This is a genomic window from Saccharopolyspora sp. NPDC000995 (assembly GCF_053599315.1).
In genome coordinates this window covers 54,092-71,324 of sequence record NZ_JBSFLZ010000019.1, presented here as the reverse complement: position 1 = coordinate 71,324, position 17,233 = coordinate 54,092, and the positions used below count along the sequence as shown (strand labels likewise).

At 65.5% G+C, this 17,233-nt stretch carries 13 protein-coding genes and 2 pseudogenes; 7 read left to right on the top strand and 8 right to left on the bottom strand.

Annotated features, from left to right (window positions below; translation table 11 throughout):
• Positions 1 to 146: 146 nt before the first annotated feature.
• Positions 147 to 278 (bottom strand): annotated as a pseudogene (locus tag ACWDKQ_RS09715) (hypothetical protein); the annotation flags it as partial.
• 1,196 nt (positions 279 to 1,474) lie between these two features.
• Here ACWDKQ_RS09715 and ACWDKQ_RS09710 point away from each other — a divergent pair.
• The 5 genes from ACWDKQ_RS09710 to speB all read left to right on the top strand — a co-directional run bounded on the left by ACWDKQ_RS09710 (position 1,475) and on the right by speB (position 7,464).
• On the top strand, positions 1,475 to 3,028 hold the full coding sequence (locus ACWDKQ_RS09710) for a cobalamin-dependent protein (protein WP_450138335.1): 1,554 nt from the start codon (positions 1,475 to 1,477) through the stop codon (positions 3,026 to 3,028).
• Between the two features lie 328 nt (positions 3,029 to 3,356).
• Entirely contained in the window at positions 3,357 to 3,629 is a 273-nt protein-coding gene (locus ACWDKQ_RS09705; protein WP_450138334.1) for a hypothetical protein, read from the top strand.
• 8 nt (positions 3,630 to 3,637) lie between these two features.
• The gene (locus ACWDKQ_RS09700; protein WP_450138333.1) at positions 3,638 to 5,125 is read left to right on the top strand and encodes a class I adenylate-forming enzyme family protein; all 1,488 of its coding nucleotides are present in this window, start codon (positions 3,638 to 3,640) and stop codon (positions 5,123 to 5,125) included.
• A 184-nt stretch (positions 5,126 to 5,309) separates the two neighbouring features.
• Positions 5,310 to 5,813 carry an S-adenosylmethionine decarboxylase gene (locus ACWDKQ_RS09695; protein ID WP_450138332.1) on the top strand — a complete coding sequence of 168 codons (504 nt, stop codon included), beginning with the start codon at positions 5,310 to 5,312 and terminating at the stop codon, positions 5,811 to 5,813.
• Positions 5,814 to 6,378: 565 nt separating this feature from the next.
• Positions 6,379 to 7,464: an agmatinase gene (gene speB / locus ACWDKQ_RS09690; RefSeq protein WP_450138331.1), complete on the top strand. Its 1,086-nt coding sequence runs from the start codon at positions 6,379 to 6,381 to the stop codon at positions 7,462 to 7,464.
• Positions 7,465 to 7,583: 119 nt separating this feature from the next.
• Here the strand turns inward: speB and ACWDKQ_RS09685 are convergent.
• The 5 genes and pseudogenes from ACWDKQ_RS09685 to ACWDKQ_RS09665 all read right to left on the bottom strand — a co-directional run.
• A pseudogene (locus ACWDKQ_RS09685) lies at positions 7,584 to 7,819 on the bottom strand (pyruvate dehydrogenase); the annotation flags it as partial.
• A gap of 62 nt (positions 7,820 to 7,881) precedes the next feature.
• Entirely contained in the window at positions 7,882 to 10,263 is a 2,382-nt protein-coding gene (locus ACWDKQ_RS09680; protein ID WP_450138330.1) for an ATP-binding protein, read from the bottom strand.
• A gap of 237 nt (positions 10,264 to 10,500) precedes the next feature.
• The gene (locus tag ACWDKQ_RS09675) at positions 10,501 to 10,749 is read right to left on the bottom strand and encodes an IS3 family transposase (RefSeq protein ID WP_450138329.1); all 249 of its coding nucleotides are present in this window, start codon (positions 10,747 to 10,749) and stop codon (positions 10,501 to 10,503) included.
• Between the two features lie 77 nt (positions 10,750 to 10,826).
• Positions 10,827 to 11,117, bottom strand: a complete 291-nt coding sequence (locus ACWDKQ_RS09670) for a hypothetical protein (protein WP_450138328.1) — start codon at positions 11,115 to 11,117, stop codon at positions 10,827 to 10,829.
• A gap of 142 nt (positions 11,118 to 11,259) precedes the next feature.
• Positions 11,260 to 12,627 (bottom strand): S28 family serine protease, encoded by a 1,368-nt coding sequence (locus tag ACWDKQ_RS09665; protein ID WP_450138327.1) that lies wholly within the window; start codon positions 12,625 to 12,627, stop codon positions 11,260 to 11,262.
• Positions 12,628 to 12,775: 148 nt separating this feature from the next.
• Between ACWDKQ_RS09665 and ACWDKQ_RS09660 the strand changes: the two genes are divergently transcribed.
• The gene (locus tag ACWDKQ_RS09660) at positions 12,776 to 13,171 is read left to right on the top strand and encodes a PPOX class F420-dependent oxidoreductase (protein ID WP_450138326.1); all 396 of its coding nucleotides are present in this window, start codon (positions 12,776 to 12,778) and stop codon (positions 13,169 to 13,171) included.
• A gap of 163 nt (positions 13,172 to 13,334) precedes the next feature.
• Here the strand turns inward: ACWDKQ_RS09660 and ACWDKQ_RS09655 are convergent, their stop codons facing one another.
• Together ACWDKQ_RS09655 and ACWDKQ_RS09650 are read right to left on the bottom strand one after the other, a co-directional pair.
• Positions 13,335 to 14,279, bottom strand: a complete 945-nt coding sequence (locus ACWDKQ_RS09655) for a cellulose-binding protein (protein WP_450138325.1) — start codon at positions 14,277 to 14,279, stop codon at positions 13,335 to 13,337.
• A gap of 275 nt (positions 14,280 to 14,554) precedes the next feature.
• Entirely contained in the window at positions 14,555 to 15,130 is a 576-nt protein-coding gene (locus ACWDKQ_RS09650; protein WP_450138324.1) for a TetR/AcrR family transcriptional regulator, read from the bottom strand.
• A 436-nt stretch (positions 15,131 to 15,566) separates the two neighbouring features.
• Here ACWDKQ_RS09650 and ACWDKQ_RS09645 point away from each other — a divergent pair, with 436 nt between their 5' ends.
• A complete protein-coding gene (locus tag ACWDKQ_RS09645; RefSeq protein ID WP_450138323.1) occupies positions 15,567 to 17,060 on the top strand; it encodes an aldehyde dehydrogenase family protein in 1,494 nt (497 codons plus the stop codon).
• Positions 17,061 to 17,233 lie beyond the last annotated feature (173 nt).

Below are 17,233 nucleotides of genomic sequence, written 5' to 3'. Positions count from 1 at the left end.
TCACCGAACTACCGAAGACCTCCACCGGAAAAATCCAGAAATACATACTACGAGACAAAGCCTGGACCGGAAACAAAAAACACACCAGGTAAACGAGGACAGCGGAGGCAGCACAATCGTGAACTGGTCCCCGTGAGTTGGGCCGGTTAAGTAAGAGTTAAGGCCGCGAGGGCCTGGGCCCGGTATTGCACCGTGCTCAGGCCCTCGCAGTGTTTGGTGGCTTCGTGTGGTGTTCTGAACCAGACGATGTAGTTATCCAAGGCTGTGGTGAACGCTTCGACGCTTGAGGTAGCGGATGTGGTGGAAGAGTTCTTCTTTTAGGTGCCCGAAGAGCTCTCGATGACGGCGTTGTCATGGCATTCGTCGACTACCGGCGTCTCGGCGAATTCGTGATATAGAGCAGCCAGCAGCCTCGAATCCCATCAAGAAGATCTTTCAGCAGATCTTGCGCCGGGCTTGACAGGGCCAGCGGAGTCACGCGGTCAGAAAACAGGGCATCACGGCCCTCATCCGCGCGGTCTTAATTCTGCGGCGAGGAGAGAGCGCGTGCGCGGTTGACAGGAGTACGGCAACGGTCACCCAACCTGTTCGCGCACTGGGCGCTGCGGTAAACGACCTGACAACTAAAACGGCACGAGCCGTATGAGCCGAGAGGTTCACGTCCGGACCTGTGGGGGATGGCGGGTGCGAATCCCGCCGTCTACCCGGCACTGCGTGAGCATTTGGTGACACTGAGTGGACATTAGCATTGCCTCACCAAAGCTGCACTGCGTGAGCATTTGGTGACGTTGAGTAGACATTCGCATTGCCTCGCCAAAGCGGCTATGATCGCGTTTGCCGTGACGAGTGCGAGCGTAAGGGCTCGGGTCGGCGGGCTATCCGCCGTACCCGGTTGGCCCGGGGCTGTCTTTGAACGAGCTCTCCAGGCTGGCTTGTGTGGTGCTGCGTTCGTATGTGTATCGGCGATTCCCTGACCTGAACCTTCGATCCCAGACCCCAACCGAGCTACTCAAGGAGGAGGTGCACCTCTTTAACGAATACAGCAGTAGCGAAGGCGAGGCTGGCCAAGCTAGAACGCGGCCAGGGAAATCCGGTGCTGGAGACGTTGACGTTCTTGCAACGCACCTCGGCATCCCGTTGCCGGACCGGAGCTTTTCTCTGTAGGGAAATACTCGTCGGCCCATGACGAGGTTGTCAATTCCTTTGTGTACGTAGAGGCGTACGGCCTTGCCGGTCGGGCCCGCGGGTTAGTTGCTTTCGGTGGTCTTGCTGGCGTCAGAGGGGCAGTCGGTCATGGAAGGCGAGCATGAAGTGGTTCATGGCGCGCTTCCATCCGAGGATGTTGCCCTGACGAGGGCGAGGTCGCTGCCGTAGGCATCTGACGCGGCCCTGTCGTCTCTGCTCTCACTTGTCACACACCACCCGCTTCCGCTTTGTGCGAGCAGGAGACACCATGCGTGCTCAGCAGGACCTTGTGCTGTTCATCAACGCCAACCACAGCTCACGCCACATAGCCAGCGCCAACACCACGGTCTATCCGAACCTGGGCTTACTCACTCTGATGAGTGCCCTCCGCGACAAACTCGGCTCCGATGACACCCAGCTTGGATATCTCGACGGCGTCCTCTACAGCAACGAGACGATCGAAGAGTTCATCGACGCCAATGCCCACCGCTTACATGCGGTGTGCCTCAGTGTATTGACAGGCAACTACAGCGCCTCCCTAGCCATGGCCCAGCGCGTGAAGCGGCTGAATCCGAACGCGCTGACGATCCTTGGCAACGACCATTTCTCCGCCCTGTACGAGCGGATTATGCGGCGGCAGCGCGATATCGATTTCGGGTTCTACGGCAACGACGTCGTCACCGGATTCGCTAACTTCATGGCCGACTCCCTGCGCGGGAGCATCAAGAGCCCCGAGGTCTATCCGGGGCTCGTCTACCGGGCGACGGACGGCACGGCGACCAAAGTGCCCGAAGACCCGGGCGAGTACGAGAATCTGCCGCTGGTCGACTACTCGCTCGCGGACGGTCTCCTGCCGCATCAAGAGCTCTACTTGAAGGGGCAGCAGTCCATTTACTTCTTCATGCGCGACCGTGTGCTGCGCAGCCAGGTGGTCGACATCGGGCGCGGCTGCATCAAGTTCGCCGGGCCTCGGTTGGATGGCGTCCCCCTCAACGCCTGTGACTTCTGCGGCATCGTCCCCGGGTCGAAGGAAATCATCTGGCCTGAGGTCGACAAGGCGTGGGCCATCCTGGAGAACGCTTACCGCCAGGGCTACAACTACTTCTACGTGACCGCGGACGAGCTGCCTCTCACCATGTGGCGGCTGTTGCGCGGCATGGCCGCCAACCAGCCGGAGTGGTTCCGTCAGCTGCCGCAGTCACAGAAGCCGGGCATGTTCGGGTACGCCCGGGCTGAGGCATTCGCCACCGTCCCTGAGCGGATCGACGAGTTGGTGAACGTGCTGGGGCTCGACCACTTCTTCATCGGCTTAGACGGACTCTCCGACATCTCGCTTCAGGTGATGAACAAGCCGCCGGCGGGCGGGCGAGGCCGCCGCGACCTGCCCATGGCACACAACCTGGAAGCCCTCGCAGGAGTGGTGGACCGGGGCGGGATGATCACCGCAGGGCTCATCCTGACCCACCTGGGAATCACCCCGCAGATCATGGCCGAGAACCACGCGGCGCTCACCGAGATCGTCGACAACCACCCCAAGACGTTCGCCGCACTCGACTTCGGGCCGCTGTGTCCGATCCCCGGCTCCCAGTCGTTCCGCTACCTCACCCACCCCGAGTACGCCGAACAACGCGCCGCGGAATATGGGCTACGGGTCGACCGGGAGTTCCTGGAGTCCCGCAAGGACTTCTACCGCTCCAACGACGACTTCGACGAGGACGAGATGATCGAGGACTTCGTCCGAGGCTGCTGCCCCGACATCACCATGGACCTGGTTCACGAATACCTGAATGCCACGGAAGAACTCGCCAACCGCCACAGCATCGTCACCAGAATCGGCATGTGACACCCGCCATCGGGCGTTGCAAATTGTCGAAGGTCGGGGCAAGCCGCGTAGTTAGGCAGCTGAGGAGCCTGTCCAGTTCGGCGAGGCGTAAGCCGTCGAAGGTCTTCCTGAGTCAGAACTCGTGGATTCCACGTGCCGAGTGGTGCCCCGGCCGCTGACGTATGGAGTGCGCGCCTGCGGATAAGCTCTCCGAGCCGAACGGCGGGGGCACGGTCTTTCGTCAGGACTCAAGAGTCCAGGAACCATGAGTGCTCACCTGCCGCCGGCTACCGCCCCGGAGTCTGCCGCACGGCCGACTCCCCGGACTGATTGGGAACAGCAGCCTGCCATGGACCACGTACCGGACGCCACGGTCATCGCCAGGGAAATGGGGAACATTCTCGTTCGTCAGCCGCTGGGCCTGATGGACGACTTCTTCCTGGCCGGCGGTGATTCCTCGCGCGCCGTCGAGCTGATCACGCGGCTGGTCGAACGGTGCGCCCTGGGTGACGCCGAGGCCACCGACCGGCTGCATGCCGAGCTGACCCTCGCCATGTTCGACAACGCGAGCCCGGCGGCTATCGCCGAGGCCATAGCCAAACAGATCACCGAGAGAAGCTGACATCGCCCATGACCAGTACCGTACCGACCGGCATGGTGGCGGAACGGCTGCGTTCGCACGTCCAGCGTGCGGGTGACCGGATCGCCGTACGCACGCGGTCCGCCACCGGTTGGTCCGCAATGACCTGGGCCGAGCTGAGGGACGCGGCCCTGTCCGCAGTGGCGAACCTTACCGGCCCGGCCCGGCCGCGTGGCCCGGCCATCGTTCTGGTGGACAACACCCCCGCATCGGTGGCCTCCCTGCTCGGGCTGGCCATGGCCGGGGTGGACATCCTCCTGATGGAGCGTGAGAACTCCTATCTGCATGACGAGCGGTCGGTGGTTGACCGGCTCCCTGCGACCGACCTGATCTGCCCATCCGACGTGCAGCTGCCGAGGTCGGGACTGGCGCGGCGCACCTTCGACGAACTCCTCGCCGGCCCGCCGGCCGCCGACCCGCCTTGGGCGGAACACCCTGGACCGGCGATTCTCCAGCTCACCTCGGGATCCACCGGGGAGCCGAAGATCGTCCGGCAGACTCTCGGGAACACCCTCACCGGCGGCGCCCTCCACCGGGACCTGCACCGGGTCACCGAGGCGGACACGCTCTTCGCCATGGTGCCCCTGGCCCACTCCTTCGGCCTGGTGGGTGCACTGGCGACGGCCCTGGTCAGCGGCGCTGGCCTGATGACGATGAGCCGGTTCACCCCCGGTGCCGTCCTGGAGGGCCTCGACGCCGGAGCCACCGGCTTGCTGGGCACCCCGCTGGTCTACGAACTGATCTCGCCGGTCTTGTCCCGGCGTTCGGCCGGTGCCCGGGTACGGTTCGCGTTGTCCTCCGGTGGTCCGCTGGCACCACGGGTCGGTCAGGTCGTCAGCGAGCGGCTGGGCGTGGCTGTCCACCAGGCCTACGGCAGTACCGAGACCGGTTTGATCGCCTGTCAGTACGACCGGCCCGAACCATGGCCCGAGAACTGCGTTGGCACGATGGCACCCGGCGTGGAATGGCGCGTGCGCAACCGCGAAGGCCGCTGCGCCTCGCAAGGAAGGGGACAGCTGCTGGTGCGCACCACCACGATGTTCCTCGGGCACGAGGGGGACCGCGGCTCCCCGGTCCGTGACGACGGTTTCCTCGAATCCGGGGACTTGGTCGAGGTGGACGCGGTCGGCCATGTCACCGTCCTGGCCCGCAAGGACACCTTCGTCAATGTCGGTGGCAGAAAGGTCAACCCGCGGCGAGTGGAGCGGGTCATCGCGGAACACCCCGGCGTCCGCGAGGTTTTCGTCTACGGCGGGACTGCTCGCGCTGACGAAGAGGAGATCCACGCCGCCCTGGTGCTTGGACCGGATGCCGAAACCGGCGACGTCGTGGAGTTCTGCAGGACCCGCCTAATGCCGTATGAAGTCCCGCACCACGTTCATGCCCTACCTGCCCTGCCCCGCACCGGTATGGGCAAGGTTGACCTCTGCAGGCTGCTGGAACTCGTGGCAGCGGCAGAGAAGAGCACCAATGACTGAAGCCTGCGGCTACGAAGGAATCCAAGGACTTCCCCTCGGATCACAGCAAAACCTTCATCACCCCTTTCAAAGAACTTAATTATATTCTCGCGCTCGGATGCCCAACCGCGAAAATCGGCCCGAGGGGCGTTGAGTCTTATTTTCCGATTGTTCGAATAATTCATATGAAAAAGAGGGACGTTCGATGATCGACAGTTCGGAAGATGCGGTGAACCGCAGTCATCCGGCCGCCGTCCTGCCACACCAGCACCTGATCGTTCGAGCCGAGGTTGAGTCGGCTCCTTCGGACCCGGACTACATCAAGGTCTGGCTCACGAATATCATTAGGGGGATTGGTATGAAATTGGCGGTTGGCCCTGAGGCGAATCCGATCGCATACTACTGCGAAATTCCCGGCAACCATGGATTGACCGGGGTAGCGATCCTCGAAACTAGCCACTGTGCGATCCACGTCTGGGACTCGATATTCCCACGACTGGTCCAGTTTGATTTGTACTCCTGCTCCGAAATCACTGTGCCAACGGTTTTGAAATTTCTTGACGAGTTCCGGCCGAGTCGGATTGAGTACAAGTTCATAGATCGAGAGTTTACCCTCGAAGAAGTGGACAATTCAGAGATAACATCAGCTTCCAGTTCCGGAAACTCACCAAGAACCGCAGCTATTTCGAAAGCGACACCGCAGCGATGAAGCTCCTCTACCTCGGACTACGAATATCACCAGGCATCGCGGTGGGCCATCCGGAACGGGAACATGGGGCTGGAAACAGGCACTCAATACACTCGTCATCCTCTTCCCAGGGCGAATCCCACTCGGCTAAAAATGATCGAGTCAATTCATCCGTGGCTTACACGGAAACCATGACAGGGCCTCCGCTGGTCCACCGCCCGTCAACAGGTACTACCGCTCCCCATTAATCTCCACGAAGGCCTGGTCGGAGATGCCACGTGTTCCCGGGCCGGGCCTTGCGTCGGCGCAGGCCACGAGCGTGTGCGAGCCCGAACCTCGCACGCCACTGCCGCAGTCTCGTGCGAGACGACCACGTCGCGGGCGAGCATGAGTTCGTCCACGTCGCAGAAGCTGAGCGGAAGCGGTGATACAGCCACACGCAGGGCGCAATCACCTAATCCGGGAACCGGTGCCCCTTGTACAACGGGGCCTCAGCCTCCACGGCCAGCCTCTCCCCGAAGTTCAACAACATCGAAGATCGTCCCACCCACCCAGCCCACCGCTCAACTCCCAGCGAAGGATCACCGTGCACACCCCCCGTACCATGTTCGGACCGAACATCACCTTCCTCGGAGTCGATGCCTGTGACCTCGATGACCCCGATAGCTACGCGAACGCCGACATCGTGATCGTCGGTGCCCCCCTCGACGCCGGCGCCACCTACCGCTCCGGAGCCCGCTTCGGGCCGTCCGCAATCCGCCAGGCTTGCTACCTCCCGCAGGACGGCTCCCGCCCGAGCCTCGCACTCCGCGTCGACGGCCTCACGAGCCTGAAGGTGTACGACGCCGGCGACGTCGAGATGTTCAACGGCAACATCGAGGACTCCGTCACACGAATCGAGGAAGCCGTCTTCAAGATCGCCGCCTCTGGCGCGATCCCCATCACACTCGGCGGCGATCACACGATCGCCTGGCCCGATCACACAGGCGTCGCTCGCCACCATGGCTTCGGCAAGGTGTCGATGATCCACTTCGACGCCCATGCCGACACTGGCGACATCCAGTTCGGCTCACTCGTGGCCCACGGCACCCCGATGCGCCGCCTCATCGAATCCGGAAGCCTGCGCGGCGACCGCTTCCTCCAGCTCGGCCTGCGCGGCTACTGGCCCGACGAGCCGACCCTGAACTGGATGGCGCATAACAGGCTCCGCTCCTACGAAATGACGGAGATCGTCGAGCGAGGGTTCGAGGAATGCCTCACGGAGGCGTTCGCCACCGCCGTCGACGGGTGCGAGGGCGTCTTCCTCTCCGTCGACGTCGACGTCGTCGACCCGGGATCCGCCCCTGGCACCGGCACCCCAGAGCCTGGAGGACTCTCCTCCCGCCAGCTCCTGGACGCCGTCCGCCGCATCTGCTACGAACTCCCCGTCGTCGGCATGGACGTCGTCGAAGTCTCCCCGCCCTACGACCAGTCCGACATCACCGCCCTGCTCGCCAACCGCATCGTCCTCGAAGCCCTCTCCGCTATTGCCCGGCGCCGCAAGGACGCACGCGACGGCACGACTTGGGACCGCACTCAGCCCCTGCTCGCCGGACGAGCCGCCGACGAACAGCTCGAACGCATCAGCAAAGGCAAGGTCGGCGGACCTCCCCTCCCCCCTCACACCCACTGACGCAACCTGCGAAAAACACAATGGCTGCTGTTGCTCGGTCGTTCGTCGGCGGCCAAGGACGTGGAATTGTTGGTCCTGCGCCACGAGGTCGCCATGCTCCGCAGAACGCCCCCCAAGCCGCGCCTGGACTGGGCCGACCACGCAGTCTTCTCCGCGCTCATACCGGTCGAGTAGTCGGTCGGGTCCGGATCTTTCAGACGGCTGGGATCGCTGTGCAAGCCGCGAACTTCCGCAACCGCGGCAGGCAGGAGGCATCCAGTTCACCGAGCAGGTATTTGATCGAATGCAGGACCGGCGAGGAGTGCGGTTTCACCGACACCCGGTCCTGAGCACGTAGATGCTTGAACCACAACGAGCACCTGGCGGTCCATCTGAGGTTGACTAATCCGGTCTCCTTACGATCTTGCAACCCAGGAGTCAACGGTCTCCGCCAGTTTTATGTGCCTGCTGATCCGCGACCCAGCTGGCGATCTGGACACGAGAGGTGGCACCGAGCTTGGAGAGGATGTGGTCGATATGCGATTCCGCTGTGCGCTGCGCGATCACCAGGCGGGTGGCGATGTCCTTGTTCGTCAGCCCCTGCGCCACCAGTTCGGCGACCTCCTGTTCCCGCCGGGTCAGTACTGGCAATGCGGTATCCGCAGCAGGCACCTTGGTCGGCGTCGGAGTCACCTGGAACTTTTCGCCGAGCGCGTAGGCCACTGCCTGGTCAATGCCTAGCTGCGTGCCCCGCTGATAGGCCTTTTCGTACGCCTGATCACCCAGGGCGTTCTTAGCTTGACTTTCACCGTCGCGGTGCCACCGCAAGTAGTAACTCGAATTGAGTATGGGGCTGCCGCCCGTCAGCTTCCACAGCCGCTCGATTGCACCGAACAGCCGCGCGGCCCGCTCCGCGTCACCGCTCTCGATTGCCACCAGAGCCAGCTCCTCGAGGCACAGTCCCGTGCCCAGCGTGTCGTCGAAGCTGTGCTTCAACCGAAGGGCGGCCCGTGCCTCCTCTTCTGCTGCCTGAAAGTCGCCGGCGACCCGCTGAGCATGCCCCAGGTTCCAGCGCATCCATGCCAGCATCCACTTGTCCCCGGCGCGCTCACAGATCGACCGGCCTTCCGCACAGAACTCCCTGGCGCGGTCGAGGTTGCCGCGTTCGATGTGTAGGAGGGACAGAAGGACGAAGGCGCCCAGGGCGGGGGCGGATGCGCTGAGCTGCCCTATTGCGCGATACTCGGCCAGCGCCTGCTCCGCCAACTCGGACGCCCGCGTCATATCGCCGTAAAACGATGCATTCCATCCCAGCCAGTTGGTGCCGTGGGCCTTGGCTGCCCGATCGCCCACCTGGCCGGCCACCTCGACGCATTCCTGCGATACACGCTCCGCAGCAGGGAGGTCTCCCTGGATGATGGCGATCCAACCGCGCACCCACAGTGCCCTCGCCCGTTCATGGCTCGGTTCCCGCGACAGCGCCAGCACTCGGTCCAGCCAGTACCGGCCGTCCCGAACGAAACCGCTGCCGATCCAGTGGAACCACAATGCACCAGTGAGCAGCAGTCCTGTCCTTGCCTGACCGGGCTCAGTGCAGCAGAAGTCCAGCGCCGCCCACAGGTTCGGGTTCTGGCTCTGGAACCGCTGCCACCAGTCCCGCTGCCGCGGCCCGAACCATTCCGCGTCGGCCTGCTTGACCAGCGCCAGGTAGTAGTCCCGGTGCCGACGCCGCAGCAGCGTCTGTTCGCCACGGGCGGCCAGCTGCTCTCGCCCGTACTCACGGATGGTCTCCAGCATCCGGTACCGCACCGCCGACCCGGCGTCCTGCACCGGCGTCAGCACCGACTTGTCCACCAGCCCAAAAACCGCGTCCAGCACGTCGCTCTCGGCCGTCTCCGCCCCGGCGCAGACCTGGTTGGCAGCATCCAGGTCGAACTCGCCGGCGAAGACCGACAGTCGTTCCCACAACACCTGCTCGGCCGGCGAGCACAGGTCGAAGCTCCATTCCACCGCGGCCTGCAGCGTCTGCTGCCGGGCGGGTGCCATCCGGTGCCCGGTGGTGAGCAACCGGAACCGGTCCTTCAAATGTTGCAGGATCTGGCCAACCGACATGGCCCGCAGCCACACCGCGGCGAGTTCAATCGCCAACGGGAGCCCGTCAAGCCGTTGGCACAACTGCGTCACCGACGCCTCGTTGTCCCGGTCCAGCGTGAACGCCGGCTGCACGGCCGCCGCCCGCTGCTCGAACAGCGTCACTGCCTCATGCTGACCGCCGCCGTCGTCTCGCAACCCTCGCCCACCGTTCGACGACTCCAGCCGGGGTACCGTCAGCGGCGGCACCGACAACACCTGCTCCCCAGCAACGCCTAGTCGCTCCCGGCTCGTAGCCAGCACCCGAACCCCCGGAGCCGACCGCAACAACGCACTCAGCACCGCCGCAGATGCCGCCAGCACGTGCTCACAGTTGTCCAGCACGATCAACAACCGCTTGTCCGCCAAGAACTCCACCAGGACGGTCAGCGGCTCCCGCGCCGACTGATCCGGCAACTCCAGCGCCGCCGTCACCACGTTCACCAACATCCCGGTGTCGTGCAGCTGGGCCAGCTCCACCAGCCACACACCATCCGGAAACGCTCGTCGCAGCTCCCGGGCCACGTGCAGTGCCAGTCGGGTCTTGCCCACTCCAGCCGGACCGGTCAACGTCACCAACCGTGACCCCGACAGCAGCCGTTTCACCTTGGCCGACACGTCCCGCCGACCCACGAAGCTGGTCAGCTCGGCGGGAAGCTGCCCGCCATAGGATTGGGACACAATTTTCATTGGCAGTCCTCGATAACGAGGTTACGGGAACTACCAGGTCAGTTCTAGGCAAAAAGGGTTTGAAGGGCCGACTGGCCCGCCACGGGCGCTACCGGGAGGTGGTGGGACGGGGCCGGTTCATGGTGTCGGCTGGGAGCGGGCAACTGTTGGCGGCCAGCGCTTGGTTCTTGGTCACAATGTTTCCTTTTTCCAAGTGAGTCCCATTGATGCACCCGCGAGCTCCAGGAGTACACCGACTCACCAGTCGATCTCGCCGACGGGCTTCGGTCTCGGCATGCAGCACCGCGAAGACCCCGTCCCACGTGCCGTCGAGGCTGAAGCGGGTTGTCCTGGACGGAACCCGGCGGCTCGTAGGACGCGGCGAACGGTGGCTGCGCTGACCTTGTATCCCGGTCGGCGTAGTTCGCCGTGTACACGTCGGAACCCCCAGCGGGGGCGTCGGTGAGCGAGCCACGCGAAGGTCCGCGTAGCGATCAAGTAGATCATCCGTACGAGCACAAAGCCGGATCATGCCCGACCACGGACAACGCTCGGGTCAGCAGCACTGAAGGATTTCTGGAGCGCTAAGGGTCGCCGTCGATGGCAGGACGATGCGGGCCGCGGTCACCGGGCAGGAAGAGATGCCGCAAACGCACGTGGCGGCAGCGATGAACTCCCACGGCGAGGTTGTTGGCCAGGCCGCGGTTGATGGTGGTGAAAACGCCGCGGCCCGGGATTTCCTGGCCCGGCTGGGACGAAAAGCGTTGGAGAGCAAGGTGATCACCGCCGATGCCAAACACGCCAGCAGCGCCTTCATCGCCGAGGCCGAGGCCGAGGCCGCCGGGGCATTCTGGCTCCTGCCGGTCAGAAGGCAACCGCCCTGGTACCTGAGGTTCGCGGTTATGCGGCGGATGAGGTGCTGGTCGTGGGCGTGGCGGGACTGTTCGTCTGTGTTCTGGCTTGTGCTGGAAGAAGCGGTTGAACCACTCATGGTTGCCCCTCAACTCGAAAAATTCGTCAGATCGGGCGGCGGGGCAGGAAGTCCGCGTCGAGCGAGGTCCGGACGCGGACGGGGGCCGGGACGTCGGCCCAGCGACGGACCGCCGCTTCCGCTTCCGCCCGCTGCCGGTCGGGCAGGCCTTCGATCTTCGCTGCGTGGTTGGCGCCGGGGACCAGGTAGCTGTAAGAGTCGCTGGTGCCGCGGCCGAGTTGGAAGGGTTCCGCGCTCCACGGGTCGCGCTCGCCGTTGACGAACATCAGTTCCGCGCCCTGGCTGCGCACCCACGCGTCAATCTGCCGCATCGAACCCGGTTTGAAGTTCATCGGGATGTCGCGGGACACCAGGTTGCGGGGCTGGCTGAGCTCCCGGTGGTGCAGCAGGTCGGCCAGCCGCTCATCGGAGACGTCGGGCCAACCGAGTTGGGTGCCGGCCTGGTAGTAGTACGGGGCGTAGGGCTCGATGCCCTGGTCGGTGTAGAAGGAGAATTGCACGGTCTCGTCGAAGAACGCGTAGATCTCGTCGGTGCTCGCGGTGGTCGCCGGGATCTTGGCGCAGTCCTGCTGGCCTCGGTACTGCCAGAACGCGAACGGCGTGTCGAGCACGACCATCTCCAGGCCCCGGTCGACGTTACCGATGATCCGGTCGAAGGTCAGTCCCTCCGCGTCGGCGTAGGCGTTGAACTTCGCCAGCAGCTCGTCCCGCCGGACCAGCGCCTCCCGTTGCACGGCGAGCAGCGCGGCCTGGCAGGACGGGTCGGTGCCGACCGAGGCCAAGAAATCGTCGTAGCTGTCGCGGTCGTTGTCGACGTCGTTGGGCGCCACGTAGGCGACGGTGCCGGCCACGTCGTCGGGGTAGAACCGGCGGTGGTAGACGGCCGTCATGCCACCCTTGCTCGCCCCGGTCGTAATCCATTTCTGCTGGTAGATGGACTGGAGCGCGGAGATCACCCGGTGCTGGTCGGTGGCCGCCTGCCAGATGTCCAGGTCGTTCCAGTCGGCCAGATCGGGCCGGGACGGGACGAAGAACCGGTGCTCCAGGTTGACCTGGTTGCCGTCGACCAGCCGCGTCGGCTCAGTGCGGGTGACCTTGCTCGGCAGCTCGTAGCCGGTCGTGTAGAGCACGGTGGGCCGGTCGACGTCGCGGTGCAGCAGAGTCAGGCGCTGCCGGAAGCTCCCGGCCTTCGGGTGTCGGTGGTCGCTGGGCTGCGCGAACGTCAGGTCGAAGAGCCGGAACCCTGGCTCGGTGGGCCGCTCGCCGACGACGGTCAGCCCGGGTACCGCCTCCAGTTGCTCCCGAATGTCCTCCGGCGGGGACGCGCCCACCGGGGCTCCGACGAGGAGCATGCCGCACACCACGGCAAACGTGACGAGACCGCGCCAGTTCATTCCGCCTCCTGCTGGGCCCGAGATCACGCCGAAACTAGTTCCGCCGGGGTACAGCGGGAAGGCCTCGGCGTGTTCTCGCCGTTTCCTGTTGTGCCAGCTGGAATCCTCGCCGCAGGTAACGAGAACCGCCTCCCGGAAGGAAGAATCGATGCCGAAGGATGAAATGCCGCCGGACGTGCAGGAGCTGCTGTCCCGCCCGAACCCGGCGGTGATCGCCACCGTCAACGCCGCCGGCGCTCCGGTCTCGGTGGCCACCTGGTACCTCTGGGACAGCGGAAAAGTGCTGGTCAACATGGATGCGGGCCGGGCACGGCTGAAGCACCTCAGGGCCGATCCGCGGGTATCGCTGACAGTGCTGGACGGCGCGAGCTGGTACCGGCACGTCAGCCTGCGCGGCCGGGTCACCGCATTGGAGGACGACCCGGACCTGACCGACATCGACCGGCTCGCCCAGCACTACCTGGGCGAGCCGTACCCCGTCCGCGACCGGCCCCGGGTCAGCGGCTGGATCGAGGTGGACGCCTGGCACAGCTGGGGCGGCTGAGCGCCGGCCCGGCGCGTGCGGGGTGGAGCGAACGGCCTATTCACCTCAAAAGGAGGCGCGAACAGGCCGTTCGCTCCACCAACCCGACACCGGTTCCAAGCGAACGGACCGCCTGCTCCGATAGGCGGCGCGAACAGGCCTTTCACTTCCCCACCCGTTCAGGTCAGGCGGCGGTGTCGGCCCCCTGCGGGACCGGCTCCTCGTCGCGCTGCTTGGGCACGCTGACGTCACCGGACAGTATCTGTCCACTTTGGACGACCTCGCCGACGTAGCCGTCGGACGCCTCGCTCGCCGCGCCGGCCTCCGTCGCCGCCAGGAACGGCTCCGCCGCGGCCAGCACCTGCTGCGCGGCCCGCACGCGCTCCGCGACGTCCTGCCGCATCCGCAGCATCGTCGCGGCGTATTCGTCGGCTCGCCGGATCCGCCGCTCCGCTTCCGCGGTCGCTTCGCGGACCCGCCGCTGCGCTTGTTCGCGGCTCTTCTGCTCGCGCTCGGCCTGGATGCGCGCCGCCTCTTCGCGGCGCGCCGCCATCGACACCTCGAAGTCGTGCTCGACCTGGGTGCGACGCTCCTCGGCGGCGGTGTCCAGCCGACGGCGGCACTGCTGCGCTTCGCGCGCCATCGCCTGGACTTCCTCGCGGGTGCGCGCCAACATTTCGTTGCGCTGCTGCTCGGACTGGCGGCGCCACTCGTCGGCCTCCGCCACCAGTTTCTCGTAGCGTTCCCGGAGTTCGGTGGCGGCCTGCTCGGACCGCGCCCACTCGTGCTCGGATGCGGACTGCGCGGCGGCGACGATCTCGTCCGCCTCGTCCTGCGCGAGCCGGACCATCCGGCGTAACCGGTCCGACAGCGCCGCGGCGTCGATCGGCGAGCGCGCCTGTTCGTCGAGTTGCTGCTTGAGCGACTCGACCTCGGCGCGCGCCTGGTTCAGCTGCGCTGCCAGCTCGCCGACCTGGCTGAGCGCCGAGTCCCTGTCCTCGGTGACGAGCCGGATCTCGTTCTCGGTCTGCTGGATGTAGAACTTCACCTGTGATCGCCGGAACCCGTACCACGCCGTGTCGAAATCCGACTTCAGCGGTACCAGTTCGCGGTCTTCGATGTGCCCCACGGTCCCACCCCGCTCGATTGATCAACATTGCTGGGAGCGAGCCACGCCCCGACGCGGCAAGTCCGTTGTACACCTGGAAAGCGTGTCGCGATGCCCGCCGCAGGGCTGAACTGTTCAGCCCCGGGCACCGAGCAACGCACACCGCGCGGTGCCACGGATCGCTGGCCCCATTGTCCACTGCCGCGGCGCGTGAGATCAACTCCCCGGGTTCCGGCGCAATGCAGCGGTCATCCGATGTTGACCATCCATACACCCGCGCGCTTTGCCTGCTGGAATCAAGTTTTCGCGCCCGTCCCGAGGACTCGCCGGAAAATCGTCTCGATTTCATCTCGGCTCGGCACCGATTCCCGGACGACGCCTTGCAGCAGCAAACCGCAGAACAGAACGGACAACGCGCGCCCGGTGGACGGATCGGTGTAGGAGGCGAACAGCTCGGCCAGCGCGGTGTCCCATTCCTGGCTGACGTGGCGCAGCGCGGGCTTGTGCAGCGAGGCGATGTAGAGCTGGTGCTCGACGACGGTCTGCGGCAGCGCCGGACCGAGGTAGTGCAGCACCAGGTCGGTCAGCGCGACGGCCAGATCGCAATCGCGTTGAAGCCGACCGGCCCACTCCTTGAGGTGCTCGACGTCGTCCTCGGCGGCCTGCCGCAGCGCGCTGGCGAGCAGGTCGTCGAGGGTGGCGAAGTAGTAGGTGGTCGACCCCAGTGGAACACCCGCCGCAGCCGCCACGGCACGGTGCGTGAGCTTCTCCACCCCGCGCTCGGCGACGACCGTGATCGCGGCGCGGGCGATCCGCTCGCGGCGGGCCGGGTCCTTGCGGCGCGCGGCGGGCGCGGGCGGGATGGTCGACATTCGCTTCGGCGTTCCTCCCGTTGGTTCCACAATGACACCTAGCCTGCCATGTTGACCAGCGAGAGCGTGCGGTCCAGGTCACCGGTTGGGCGTTCGTCCTGTTTCATCACGCTTTTTCGATGATTCATCCGGAAGCTCAGCATCCGATGATGTACAGATGTACAGGACCGGTGTTAGGGTCTTCCGCGGCACGCCGGGACACAAGCGCTAACCCGCCACCGAATGGACCGCCAGGAGGTGAAGTCCGCAAATCGCGGCTCGCCGGTCCCCATTCGGAGAATCGCGCGCCGCCCGCGGTCACCGGCGGCGCAATGGGCGGGCGCGCCTTAGTGTGGCGGAGCGAATCGGATCGTGGCAATGCGCACACCTGCACCAGAAGCGCGCATTGGCGCGGTTCCGGTGCAAAAGCACAATCGACATCACGGGGAAACGAACCATGCCGCAAGCTGAGAATTCGACGCCCTCGCTGTTCATCGACGGCGAGTGGGCCTCGGCCGCTGACGGTCGCACCCGCGAGATCCACTGCCCAGCCGATGACACGCTGGTGGCCACGATCGACGAAGCCGGAACTGCCGATGCCGAACGGGCCATCGCCGCCGCGCGCCGCGCCTTCGACGACGGTGCCTGGATCGCCACCTCGGCCTGGGAACGCGGCGACCTGCTGCTGCAAGTGAGCGACATTCTGGTGCGCGACAAGGCGGAGTTCGCCCGCGCCGAATCGCTGGACACCGGCAAGCGGCTGGCCGAGAGCGAGTACGACATGGACGACATCGCCGCATGCTTCCGCTACTTCGGCAAGATCGCCGGCACCGACGCGGGCCGCATCGTCGACACCGGCTCACCGGACGCGATCAGCCGCGTGCAGTACGAGCCGGTCGGCGTGTGCGCCATGATCACGCCCTGGAATTACCCGCTGCTGCAGGTGGCCTGGAAGGTCGCCCCGGCGATCGCGGCGGGCAATACCTTCGTGCTCAAGCCCAGCGAGCTCACCCCCAGCACCGCGATCCTGCTGATGCGCGCGCTGGCCGAGGCCGGACTACCCGCCGGGGTCGGCAACCTGGTGCTGGGTACCGGCGCCGAGGTCGGCTCGGTGCTGGCCGAGCATCCGGACGTTGACCTGGTCTCATTCACCGGAGGACTGCACACCGGACGCAAGATCTCGGCCGCCGCGGCGCCGACGGTGAAGAAGGTGGCCCTGGAGCTCGGCGGCAAGAACCCGAACGTCGTGTTCGCCGACGCCGGCTTCGAGACCGCGGTGGACTACGCGCTGACCGCCGTGTTCCTGCACTCCGGGCAGGTCTGCTCAGCCGGGGCGCGGCTGATCGTGCAGGACGAGCTGCACGACGCGTTGGTGGACGAGATCGTCCGCCGCGCCGAGCGGATCCGCATCGGCGGCCCGTTCGACGAGGACGCCGAGACGGGTCCGCTGATCTCCGCCGCGCACCTGAAGAAGGTGGACGACTACGTCGCCAAGGCCGTCGCCGACGGCGCCGTGCTGCGCACCGGCGGACGCCGCCCCGAGGGCGAGCGCTACGCCAACGGCCACTACTACTTGCCCACCGTCCTCGCCGACGTCAAACCGGGCAGCTACGCGGTCACCGAGGAGTCCTTCGGCCCGGTGCTGACCGTCGAGCGCTTCACCGACGAGGACGAGGCGGTGCGCATCGCCAACGACACCCACTACGGCCTGGCGGGCGCGGTGTTCACCGGAGACCCGGGCAAGGCGCAGCGGGTGGCTAACCGGCTGCGGCACGGCACCATCTGGATCAACGACTTCCACCCCTACCTGCCGCAGGCGGAATGGGGCGGCTTCAAGCAGTCCGGCATCGGACGCGAACTGGGCCGGGCCGGACTCGGCGAGTACCAGGAGGCAAAGCACGTCTACCAGAATCTGCGGCCCGCACCGCAGAACTGGTTCTCCGGAAAATAGGGACGAATTCGCTTCACCCCACGGCGGTGACCGAACCACCGACGCGGGAACTGCGCGGCCCGCCCGGGCCGTGCTTTGCTCGAAACCGCCGATCTAAGCGGTGATCTTCGCGCGACGCAAAGCGACCACCCGATTCGTTCCCCTCCCCGCATCCGGCGGGCGGGGGATGGCCG

Bases quoted from the DNA above. Each gene is read 5' to 3' on its own strand.
- ACWDKQ_RS09645 (WP_450138323.1), top strand. From the start codon at position 15,567: ATGCCGCAAGCTGAGAATTCGACGCCCTCGCTGTTCATCGACGGCGAG.
- ACWDKQ_RS09695 (WP_450138332.1), top strand. From the start codon at position 5,310: ATGATCGACAGTTCGGAAGATGCGGTGAACCGCAGTCATCCGGCCGCC.
- ACWDKQ_RS09675 (WP_450138329.1), bottom strand. From the start codon at position 10,749: ATGATCTACTTGATCGCTACGCGGACCTTCGCGTGGCTCGCTCACCGA.
- ACWDKQ_RS09705 (WP_450138334.1), top strand. From the start codon at position 3,357: ATGGACCACGTACCGGACGCCACGGTCATCGCCAGGGAAATGGGGAAC.
- ACWDKQ_RS09700 (WP_450138333.1), top strand. From the start codon at position 3,638: ATGACCAGTACCGTACCGACCGGCATGGTGGCGGAACGGCTGCGTTCG.
- ACWDKQ_RS09660 (WP_450138326.1), top strand. From the start codon at position 12,776: ATGCCGAAGGATGAAATGCCGCCGGACGTGCAGGAGCTGCTGTCCCGC.
- ACWDKQ_RS09650 (WP_450138324.1), bottom strand. From the start codon at position 15,130: ATGTCGACCATCCCGCCCGCGCCCGCCGCGCGCCGCAAGGACCCGGCC.
- ACWDKQ_RS09665 (WP_450138327.1), bottom strand. From the start codon at position 12,627: ATGAACTGGCGCGGTCTCGTCACGTTTGCCGTGGTGTGCGGCATGCTC.
- ACWDKQ_RS09680 (WP_450138330.1), bottom strand. From the start codon at position 10,263: ATGAAAATTGTGTCCCAATCCTATGGCGGGCAGCTTCCCGCCGAGCTG.